The organism is Streptomyces sp. NPDC107517 (genome assembly GCF_055582645.1).
In genome coordinates this window covers 21,012-31,082 of the sequence record NZ_JBVJPM010000047.1, presented here as the reverse complement: position 1 = coordinate 31,082, position 10,071 = coordinate 21,012, and the positions used below count along the sequence as shown (strand labels likewise).

Annotated in this window: 9 protein-coding genes and 3 pseudogenes; 5 read left to right on the top strand and 7 right to left on the bottom strand. The window is 68.0% G+C overall.

Annotation, left to right across the window (positions count from 1 at the left end; all coding sequences use genetic code 11):
* Nucleotides 1-516: 516 nt before the first annotated feature.
* On the top strand, nt 517-1,776 hold the full coding sequence (locus ACZ67T_RS43120; RefSeq protein ID WP_469992150.1) for an IS110 family RNA-guided transposase: 1,260 nt from the start codon (nt 517-519) through the stop codon (nt 1,774-1,776).
* Nucleotides 1,777-1,797: 21 nt separating this feature from the next.
* On the opposite strand, the pseudogene ACZ67T_RS43115 reads toward ACZ67T_RS43120, so the two are convergent.
* The 4 genes and pseudogenes from ACZ67T_RS43115 to ACZ67T_RS43100 all read right to left on the bottom strand — a co-directional run.
* Nucleotides 1,798-2,391, bottom strand: a pseudogene (locus ACZ67T_RS43115) (IS5 family transposase); the annotation flags it as partial.
* A gap of 54 nt (nt 2,392-2,445) precedes the next feature.
* On the bottom strand, nt 2,446-3,318 hold the full coding sequence (locus tag ACZ67T_RS43110; RefSeq protein ID WP_469992148.1) for a hypothetical protein: 873 nt from the start codon (nt 3,316-3,318) through the stop codon (nt 2,446-2,448).
* Between the two features lie 1,570 nt (nt 3,319-4,888).
* A complete protein-coding gene (locus ACZ67T_RS43105; RefSeq protein ID WP_469992147.1) occupies nt 4,889-5,332 on the bottom strand; it encodes a MarR family transcriptional regulator in 444 nt (147 codons plus the stop codon).
* A complete protein-coding gene (locus ACZ67T_RS43100) occupies nt 5,329-5,823 on the bottom strand; it encodes a MarR family winged helix-turn-helix transcriptional regulator (protein ID WP_469992145.1) in 495 nt (164 codons plus the stop codon). Before ACZ67T_RS43100 ends, ACZ67T_RS43105 begins: the two co-directional genes overlap by 4 nt.
* A 400-nt stretch (nt 5,824-6,223) precedes the next feature.
* Here ACZ67T_RS43100 and ACZ67T_RS43095 point away from each other — a divergent pair, with 400 nt between their 5' ends.
* The 3 genes and pseudogenes from ACZ67T_RS43095 to ACZ67T_RS43085 form a co-directional block, all read left to right on the top strand.
* Entirely contained in the window at nt 6,224-7,042 is an 819-nt protein-coding gene (locus ACZ67T_RS43095; protein WP_469992144.1) for an alpha/beta fold hydrolase, read from the top strand.
* A 208-nt stretch (nt 7,043-7,250) separates the two neighbouring features.
* On the top strand, nt 7,251-8,072 hold the full coding sequence (locus ACZ67T_RS43090) for an NAD(P)H-binding protein (protein WP_469992142.1): 822 nt from the start codon (nt 7,251-7,253) through the stop codon (nt 8,070-8,072).
* 29 nt (nt 8,073-8,101) lie between these two features.
* Nucleotides 8,102-8,257: pseudogene (locus ACZ67T_RS43085) on the top strand (DUF6640 family protein); the annotation flags it as partial.
* On the opposite strand, the gene ACZ67T_RS43080 reads toward ACZ67T_RS43085, so the two are convergent.
* Nucleotides 8,197-8,979: a CocE/NonD family hydrolase gene (locus tag ACZ67T_RS43080; protein WP_469992140.1), complete on the bottom strand. Its 783-nt coding sequence runs from the start codon at nt 8,977-8,979 to the stop codon at nt 8,197-8,199. The pseudogene ACZ67T_RS43085 and the gene ACZ67T_RS43080 sit on opposite strands and share 61 nt — an antisense overlap.
* Before the next feature lie 109 nt (nt 8,980-9,088).
* Between ACZ67T_RS43080 and ACZ67T_RS43075 the strand changes: the two are divergent.
* A pseudogene (locus ACZ67T_RS43075) lies at nt 9,089-9,235 on the top strand (MerR family transcriptional regulator); the annotation flags it as partial.
* Nucleotides 9,236-9,282: 47 nt separating this feature from the next.
* On the opposite strand, the gene ACZ67T_RS43070 reads toward ACZ67T_RS43075, so the two are convergent.
* Both ACZ67T_RS43070 and ACZ67T_RS43065 read right to left on the bottom strand, forming a co-directional pair.
* Complete coding sequence (locus ACZ67T_RS43070; protein ID WP_469992139.1) at nt 9,283-9,684, bottom strand: DUF3592 domain-containing protein; 402 nt, start codon at nt 9,682-9,684, stop codon at nt 9,283-9,285.
* A gap of 113 nt (nt 9,685-9,797) precedes the next feature.
* Entirely contained in the window at nt 9,798-10,007 is a 210-nt protein-coding gene (locus tag ACZ67T_RS43065) for a hypothetical protein (RefSeq protein WP_469992137.1), read from the bottom strand.
* Nucleotides 10,008-10,071: the final 64 nt, after the last annotated feature.

The window sequence follows — 10,071 nt, the reverse complement described above, 5'->3', positions numbered from 1 at the left end:
AACCAGCGAGACCGACCTGCCCACGGAACTCACCGCATAGCCTCAAAACGAGATCACCGAGTGGCCGTCAATACACCACTCCAGCGGACGTGACCTGGTCGGCCGGTACCGGGATCGTGCAACGGATCCCGCGCCGTCGCAGATAGGCACGGTTCGCGCGCGATGAATACGCCTAATAGGCGTTGAGGGCTGGGAGTTGGATCAGCTCTGGGCAGGGGTCGAGCGAGACGTCTTGCTGTATGCCGCGCTTTGAGTGCTTCGACAAGAGCGACGCATGCGCGACCCCTGCCGCTTGGGACTCGACCGCCGTAGCGTGCCGTGGTTCGAGCCGTTCCCAGGGCCACCTCTTGATCAGCCGGAGTCGCGGAGCTCTTCACGAGAGCGAGGACCCTGAGAACAGCTGGGACCACGGACGGCTGATGGGGTGGTGCGCCGGCGAGCGCTTCTATTCGGTGGCCGCGTGGTCCTGCCGCGGCTCGACGCCGGCGGACAGCGACGTATCGGAAAGAGGTGTGCATGCAGGAGACCTGCGGAATTGACTGGGCCGAAGACCATCATGACGTGGCGGTGGTCGACTCCGACGCCCGCCTGCTCGGCAAGCTCAGGGTCAGCGATGATGCGGCGGGCTTCCAGGACCTGGTCCGTCTGCTCGCCGAACACGGCGACACTCCCGACGATCCGATCCCGATCCCGATCCCGATCCCGATCGCGATCGAGACCTCTCGTGGACTGATGGTGGCCTGTCTGCGGGCCTCCGGGCGCCAAGTGTTCGCGATCAACCCAATGGCCGTGGCCCGCTACCGGGACCGGCACTCCGTCTCCCGCAAAAAGTCCGACCCCCAAGACGCCGTCGTCCTGGCAAACATCCTACGGACCGACGCAGAGCTTCACCGTCCCCTGCCGGGCGACACTGAGCTGGTCAAGGCGATCGCCGTCCTCGCCAGAGCCCAGCAGGACGCCGTCTGGGACCGCACCCGTGCCCACAACCGCCTGCGCTCGCACCTGCGCGAGTACTACCCGGCAGTCCTTGAAGCGTTCGCCGACAAGCGCGAGAAGCTACTGGCACGAGAGGCTCGAGCGATCCTGGCGATCGCTCCCACACCGGCCCAAGCCGCGAAGCTCGCCCGCAGTAAGCTCAAAGCCGTCGTCAGACAGTCCGGCCGCCAGCGCCGGATCGAGGCCGAGACCGACCGCCTGCTCGAGGTGTTCCGCCGGACCTGGCTTCGTCAGCCAGCTTTGGTGGAAACGGCGATGGGACACCAAACCCTTGCCTTGCTCGCCCAGCTCGAAGCCGCTTGCAAGGCCTGTGATGAACTTGCGAGCGCCACCGAGGAGCTCTTCCTGCAGCACCCCGACGCGGAGATCATCACGAGCTTCCCGGGTCTCGCCGCGCTGACCGGCGCTCGGCTCCTCGCCGAGATTGGGGACGACAGCACCCGGTTCGACACAGCCCGCGATTTGAAGGCTTACGCCGGAAGTGCCCCCGTGACGCGCGAGTCCGGCAAAAGCCGCCGCGTCAGCCACCGCAGGATAAAGAACAGCCGTCTGGCCGCAACCGGCCGGCACTGGGCTTTCGCCGCGCTCACTGCGTCAATTGGCGCACACGACCACTACAACCGCCGAAGGGAGACCGGCGATCGCTACTACGCGGCTCTCCGGCACCTGTTCAACCGCATGCTCGGCCAGCTCCACCACTGCCTGACCACCCGCCAAAGGTTCAACGAGGCGATCGCATTCGCCCCACCGAAAGCATCACCACTCGCCGCGGGTGCTTGACCCGATAGCTGCATGGGGTGTCTTGTCACCCCGCACGAGCAAGGGACGGACCCGGGGTCGGCCCAAGCCAACACGAGGAACCCGGATGGCTTCCAGCACGGCCGTGAACTGCGGGCTGTCTCCCCGTTGACCTGCTGTGACCAGCAGCGATAATGGCTTCTGCCCTTGTTCGCAGGCCAGATGAATCTTCGTCGTCCAGCCGCCACGGGACCGACCCAGGCCGTGGTCGTCAGGCTCAACCTGATGGCCGCCCGGCGGTTCCTTCTGGGCCTGGCCGTCCCGTCGGGCACCGGCCGCATGCTGATGGGCCCGGCAGATCGTGGAGTCGACGTTCACCTCCCAGGTGATCAGCCCGGCTGCATCCGCCCGGGCCTGTAACCCGGTCAGCACCGAGGCCCAGACGCCTTCGCGCTGCCAGCGGCGAAAGAGCCCATAGACCGTCTGCCACGGACCGTACTCCGCCGGCAGATCCCGCCACGGAGCACCGGTCCGCACCCGCCAGCGGATCCCATCAATCAACCGACGTCGCCGCAGCGACGGCCTGCCCAACACCGCGACCGGCAACAACGGCCCCAGGACCGCCCACTGGTCATCTGAAAGATCCCCTCGCCCCACACCGAGATCATCACGGCACGAGGCGAGACACGGGCCCCAGTTCTAAAACACGGCCTACTCCTGCTCCAGATTGGCCACCGTCTTGCCGACATTGTCGAGTCGGCGCTTGCGGACTTCGGGGCTGGTCCGCGGACCGATGTCGGTCGTCAAGGCGTCGAGGAGCTGAAGGACGGGCTTGCTCTTGCTGTCGTTGGACCGCTGGTCGCCCAGTGGCTTGCTGAGCTGGAAGCCGCGGCCCATCAGCCGTTTGACGAGCGCCGGATCGTCGCCCATGACGCTCGCTGCGTAGAAGACCGCGGACCAGTTAACCTGGATCGTCTGGCCGGGCGGTGCCGTATTCGTCGCCGTTGCCGTCAGCGTGCGGCTTCCGCCGGGAGGCAAGGAAACAGGACTGTTCAATGGCGTCTGTCCGGCTACGGTCACTATCACCGTGCCGCTGGCCGGGGCGGTGCCCTGGTTGGTCACGTTTACGGTGGCCGGGCAGCTCGGAGTGCTACAGAACGATGACGTGAGCTGTACGGACACGTCCGACTGGGCCGCCACACGTTCGCTCAGCGGTTCGGCCTGCTCGTTCGAGGTATCGACCCGGCGTCCGTTCTCCGTTGTGCTCTTCACCTGGGCCGCGTCAGGCTCGCTGACCGCGGACGACAGGGCCGGGGAGGGCGCGGGCTCACCGGCCGTCGCCGGCGCATGACCTGCGGACTGCACATGGCCCGCGGACCGTGCGGCACCGTCCTGCGGGCTCGAGCGGAAGACGGCAGCGCGCGCATCCGATGAGTCCGGCGCAGGTTCGGGTGTGCCGGTTCCTTGAGATCCAGCGGAACCCGGCAGGCCGATCGAGAGCGGCCGGTATGGAGGGGACGCACTCACCACGATGCGTAGGGTTCCGTCGGCCAGCACCTTCGTCGGACGGCCGTTCACCGACATGGCCCCGTTCTGGCGCCACTTGGACGGCCGCTCGGACGGACCCCTTGCCCGAGAGGGCGTCGGCGAGAGCCGTCGGAGTCATCCGGGACAGCTCGGCCAGGCCGATCACCCCTTGCGGCGGGTCGGCCACCCAGGTGTTGGCCAGCACTTCGGCGCTGCCTGGCTCGTGCTCGAACCACCACTGGCTGTTGCCGCGCACAAGGGTTCGCTTGGGGCTCACGGCGAGTTCCGCGTAGGCCCCCGAGTCGCGACTCAGGGTTCCGTACGCAGTGCCGTCGCGGGCGACCGTCAGACGGAAGCCCATGATCGCGCTGTTGCCGTCCACCGTGGTCCCCGCATAGGTGACCCCGCGCCAGGCGCGCAAGCTCTTCGTGGCTGACGAGGCCAGTTGCGGGGGCGTCTTCTCATGTGGCCAGAGCACAAAGGTCATCAGACCGGCGACGAGCACCGTGACCAGTGCCAAGACACCCCAACGCCACTACCAGCGACTGGAGCTGATCAACCGGACGAGTGCTCTAGCCGCCTGGGACGCCCGACTGCCCGCTGGCGGTGGCGCCGGCGGTGGCCAGAGGCGCAGCGACTGCGGGGGAAGTGGTGGGGACGAGGGGTACGGGGGAGGTGGTGGCTGCGGAGGTGGTTGCTCGGACGGTACTGATGCGCTGTCCCGTGCGTCCACATCTACCCCCGGTTCCGGGGGCGGGCTACCCCGCCGGGTCGCGGCATGATGGTCCCGATTCCCCATTCCTGAATTCCAACGCAATTCCCCGTTGAAACAAGCGTGTTGGTGCCACGTGACAGGTTTCCGTCGCTCCCTGAACCCTCCGGTCACTGATCACCGTGACTGCTATCCGGCGGACTGCGCCGGGTCTTCTCCAGGCGGGGGCTCGGTGTCGTCGGTCTGCCGGCTCGGAGTCTCCGGCAGGGGCGTAGTGCTCGCCACGGTGTAGATGAGCTGCACGTGGTAGGCCGCCCGAGTGCCGACCGGCAGGGGTTCCTTCTGCGGTCCGACGAGGGATGGAGTCAGCCAAGTCGGGTCTGCTCCAGCGTTGGGTGACAGGTTGACCTGTCACCCCAAAATGCAGGAGACCCTCCCTGCCGGCGGGCGGTGGTGGCGGTGTGAGCAGCGACTGAAGAGCCAGCGACCTCGTCTCCCTCGAAGACAGCACCGAACTCGACTACGTCCCAAAGCTGAGATCGGCTACCCGCCCGCCGCGGCCGGGAGCCGGGCAGCCGTCGCGCGCCTTCCAGGTAAAGGGTCGCCCACCGTTCCACCCACTGATCGTCCACGTAGCCAGTGGGGGATGCTGGGTGACTTGGCCCGATGACGTGCCAACAACGGCGCACCCGTTGGTCCTTGCGGTGCCGCTGTCCGTGGCGGTTCCTTGCTACGCCTCAACTAGCCGTGTGATTAGGCCCATTGGGGCCCACCAGTCCTGGGCCGCTGCTCGTACCAGCCGGGCCCAAGTCAGGGATGGGAAGCCGGGCCATCCGCGCGCTTCCTCAGCTACCTCACCCGCCTTCGGCGGTGTCCCGGTCGGTCCTCGGTCGGCTCGATCGGGTGGCAGGGTGGTCAGGCGGTGAGCGTTGCAAGCTCCGCGTTGGCGCGCTCAGTGACCAGGGCGAGGACGCGGCCGGCAGCGGCCAGGTCCTCGGCGGGTATCCCGCCCCAGATGCGGGCGGTGATGGGGGCTGTCTCCGCGCTGACGGCGGCGATCAGCTCATGCCCTGCAGCCGCAGGGCGAAGGTGCGCGCCCTCCGAGACGAGCAGCTGCTTGGCCAGCAGCTCGTCGAGAGCGGCGCGGATGTCGGCCGGATCGGCTTTGAGGGAGCCGCGGATCTGGGTGACGAGATCGGCCGGCGTCTGCGGGGCGTCTGCGGTGACGGCGGCGCGCAGGGCGATCTGCTGCTGGAAGGTGATGCCGTGCCGGGCCAGGACGTGCTCCAGAACGCCGCGGGCGGCGTAGTGGGCCAGGCCGAGGTCGCGGGCGTTGGCGACGGGTGCGGTGGTGGTCATGGTGTTGTCCCCTGAGTGCTCTCGTCGTTCGGTAGGGATGGAGCGAGAGGTGCGGTGAGCAGGGTCGTCAGTTCGTTGGTGAATGCATGCGTCCGCGGGGCGTCGAGGCCGCCGAGCGGCTCCAGCAATTGCTGATGCAGTTCCTGGACAACCGCGATGGCTCGCCGCGTGACGGTCTGGCCCTGCTCGGTGAGGGCGAGCTGCACGGCGCGCGGGTCGCGGGGATCGCGGTTGCGCTCGATCAGGCGCGCCGACTCCAGGGCGCGCGCCAGCTTCGAGACGTAGAGCGCCTCGAGGCCGGTGTGGTCGGCGAGTTGGCGTTGGCTGGGCCGCTCGCCGGCGCGCTGCATGCCGTGCAGTGAGGCGACCAGTGAGTACTGCGCGTGGGTGAGGCCCAGCGGAGCCACCGCGCGATCGACTGCGACCCGCCATTTGTTGGCGAGCCGCCATACGAGGAAGCCGGGCGTGGGGCCCGGTGAACCCTTGCTCATAGCAAATAGAGTACATGGCTACTATGTCCATGGCTACTATTTTCTGCCGGATGTGAGGGCGCAGCCGGCTCGGAGCCGCGACGGACTGATGGAACGCCGCCGGCGGACCGCCGCCCCTCGCGTTGGATCCAGCCCTGAGCGCTACTGGGCCCTACGTGTCCGTTCGCCGTCGCCATACGAGAGCGGGACGCACCCAGTGAGCACTGAGAACGGTCAAGGAACGAGGCTCATCGGCTGCTATCGCCGGGAGCGAGCAGGGTCGTGAGCTCGGCTATCGCCTCCGGGGACGGTTTGAAGTAGCGAGCTCCGGCGGCGGAAGACCGAGCACGTTCAGGGTGCGTGCCGCGCGGCATTGCTGGATCGCGGAGCTGGGAGGAGACGATGGGGCGGGAGGTCTGCCTTGGGTGAATACGTCGAAGCCAACGGAACCACGATCTGGACCGAGATCCGAGGTCACGGGCCCGACGTCCTGCTGATCGCGGGGCTGGGCGCTCCCGCAGAGGCATGGCAGGCACAGCTCGACGGGCTGTCGGACCGGTACCGGGTCATCGCGTTCGACAACCGAGGGGCTGGGCGGACGCCGCTGCCCGACGGGCCCATGTCCGTGGCCATGATGGCCGATGACGCCGCTGGACTGCTGCGGGAACTCGGGATCGAGAGGGCGCATGTAGCCGGTTTTTCAGGCGGGAGTGCGATCGCACAGGAGCTGGCGCTGCGTCACTCTCAGGCCGTGCGCAGCCTCGTTCTCCTGAGTACCTGGGCACGGGCGGACGCCTACGTCGCCGCGATGACCCGCTTCTGGCGCTGGTTGGTGACGGAAGCGCCCGACGAGCGCGCCATGCTGGAGGCGTTTTTCCTGTGGATCTACTCACCGCGCGCCCATGCCGACGGCACGGTGCAGCGAGCCATCGACGAGACGCTCGCCTTCCCGTACCCGCAGGCCGCAGGGGCTTTCCAGCGCCAACTGGAGCCATTCATGCGGCACGACACGCTCGATCGGCTGCCCGCCATCAGCGCCCCGACTCTCGTCCTGGCCGGTGAAAGGGACATCGCCACACCGCCGCGGCTCGGCCAGATTGTGGCCCATGCCATCCCGGGCGCCCGCTTCGAGGTCATGGCGCAAGAAGCCCACCAACCGTTCCAGGAGTCCCCGCACATGTTCAACGCACGGGTCCACGCCTTCTGGCGTGAGATCGACGGCAGGACCCTTCCGTTCTGATCCTCCAGGTCTTCCATGGTGGGGGTCTGTGCCTTGCCCGCCAGCCACGGTGTCTCGTCGGGCGGATGCCGTCGGATGTCGTACGCTGGACCACGTCGAGGTGAAGCGTCGGAACGCCTTGATGCCGGTTCCGGCTCCATGGCGCGTAGTCCCTACGCGTGATGGAGCTTTTTCTATGTCTCACTCCGACAGCCCGTCCACCTTGGTCATGGGCGCCCGCGGCAGCATCGGAACGTATGTCCTCAGCGCTCTGTGTGATCGGGGCTTGCCGGTACGTGCCTCGGCCCGCAAGCCGCAGCCCGGGCAGTTCCCGGCTGACGTCGAGGTCTGCGCCGCGGATCTGGGCGACCCGGCCAGTCTGCACACCGCGTTCACCGGTGTGCGCCAGGTTTTTCTCTACGCTCACCATGACGGTACGGACGGTGTGATCGCTGCCGCCCGGGCCGTCGGAGTGGAGAAGCTCGTGCTGATGTCTTCGGGCAGCGTGATCCACCCGACCTCGGTGGGCAACACCATCACCGAGGAGCACCGGGCGATCGAGAACGCGTTGGTGGCGGCAGCCGATCTGACCGTCGTGCCGGTGCGGCCGCTCGTGCTGGCGGCCAACGCGCTCAACTGGGCCCGGCCGATCAAGGCCGGCAACACCGTGGCCCTGTACAAGCCCGATGCCCTGACCGCTCCGATCCACGAGCGCGACATCGCCGCAGTCGCCGTCGCGGCACTGACGGAAAGCACCTCGCCACAGGTGAGCGGTCTGCTGACCGGCCCGGCGCGCCTGAGCCAGCGCGACCAGGTCGCTGCGATCTCGACCGCCACGGGCAAGGACATCACCGTCACCGAGCTCGCCCGCCACGAGGCTTCGGCCCAGTTCTCGCGGTTCATGCCCGCCGATGTGGCCGAAGCGGTGCTGCAATTCCTCGACGACGCCGATGCCGGCAACTCGCCCGCCACCGACACCGTCTCGCAGGTCACAGGCCGTCCGGCGACCGGGTTCGACATCTGGGCGGCGGACCACGCCGCCGACTTCTGAACACGCCGAGGAACGCAGAGGAGAAGCAGATGCCGAAAATCACCACCGGTAAGGCCCTGCTGACGGTCACCGCACTGTGGGGCGGTGTGGGGAGCTACGTCTTCGACTGGAACGAAACCCACACTCACAACCCGCACTGGCCGCCGCACGCCAAGTTCCACAACGCGCAGACCATGAGCATGGGCGCAGCATTGAGCGGGGCGGCCCTGGCCGCAAACTGGGGCAAGGGAGATGGAATAAGGGGACGATGCGGCACTCGGTTGGAGCGAACGGAGAGGTACATGTCCCAGACCGGCTCTCGCGCGACGAAGGCCCTCAGCGCGTTCTGGTCCAGGTTGTTGCCGACGAGGCCGGTCGTCGCGTCGTAGGACTTGCCGTACATGCCGACCTTGCCGGTGGCCCACGGCTGTCTCGCCGCCCAGTTGATCGCCGCCTCGACGTCGGCCTGTTCGCCCTTGCCCATGTAGTCGAGGCAGCCGCTCGACCCGCCGAAGCCCCGCAGGTCTATCTGTACCAGGGCGTTGCCGCACGCGATGATGTCCGCGTCCTTGACGAGGTCGTAGAAGCGGTTGGACGGGCCGGTGTGCTTCCACTTCTCGTCCGTGAGCTCGCCGGAGTGACCGAAGTACGCGCCGACGGAGAGGATTACTGGCACCTTCTTGCCGGGGGGCAGATGCTCGGGCAGCAGGACGTCGGCGTGCAGTTCGGTGCCGGAGTCGTCCGAGGACGGGAAGGAGTGCTGGGTCCACGCCGCGCCCTTGGGGACGCGGTCGTTGTCCTTGTCGTCACCGGGTTCTCGGCTGCGGCCACCGCGGGGGCGGCGGACTACGGGGGCGGCGTGCGCACCGGTCCACGCGAGCTCGGCCGCTGCCGCGGTGGCCGCGGCGGGCAGGGCGATCTTCTTCATGGTCTCCTCCGGAGTCGCTGCGTGGCCGGCCGTCGGCCAGGCGGAACCAGGTGACACCGTGCCGTCGCGGCACAGTCAAGCTGGTCCGGAAGCGTCGGCTCGCGATTGACTGTGCCGCGCGCGGCACCACCACGAGGTAGGCACGCTCGCCGAGCCCGAACGCTGCGTCAACGGGCGCAAGCGGTACACCGTGGCCCACCTGGTCCGGCTGCTGCGCATCAAGCGCCTGGTCGACCTGGGATTCTCACTGTCCCGGATCGCCGAGATGGGCGACGCCGACGATCATCCGTACGGGGAACAAGCTCAACGACCGGTGGCGAGCATCCAGATCCCACCGGCCGTGAACAGGACGCCGGCCCCGAAACGAGCCGCGACCTCCACCGTCCGCCTCCCGAGGAGGTCGATGCGCGCGGCCTTCGGAGCCTCGGGAAGGTAACGCACCGGGACCTCGCCGCCCACGGGAAGGCCCTTGACCCCCGATGACCCGGCTTGGAACGTGTGCCGACCGCCCTGCGCATCGAGGAATTCGACCATCGCGAAGTACACGGGAGGACTGCCCATTTCGGAGCCGTCCCGGGCCTCGTGGCGGACCACCAGCCCCCTGACGTGGATACCCTCGCGCTGGAGGCGGCGCTGGACCATGACCTCATGGATGCCGAATCCGAGAAGGGTGAGACCCGCCAACAGCAACAACGCAACCCACACGGTTGCCTCGCCTCCATGCTTCTGCGCGACGCTTCGGGTACGTCCTGTCGCAGGAGTGGACGCCGCATCGGCCGGGGCAGTTCCCTTCCTCGGGGCGCGCGACGCCCCTATCTTCAAGCGGGCAGCTCAGCCGCCGGGGAGGAAGCGGTGGCGGTGCGCCGGAACTCGCTCGAGTTCACGCCGGCCGCACCACGGTGGAGCCCCACGGAGCACAGGACCTGGCCGTCCGCCTGGCCGCTCGTTACTGGAACCTCGACGGCCCGGTCCGTGCCGACGACCTCGCCGGGATCCTGGCCGCAGACTGGGTTCGTCTCGTCATCCATCCGGAGACCGTGAGCCGTTACGTCTACTGACAACCGCGACAACCGAGGTGGTCGTCCGGGTGGC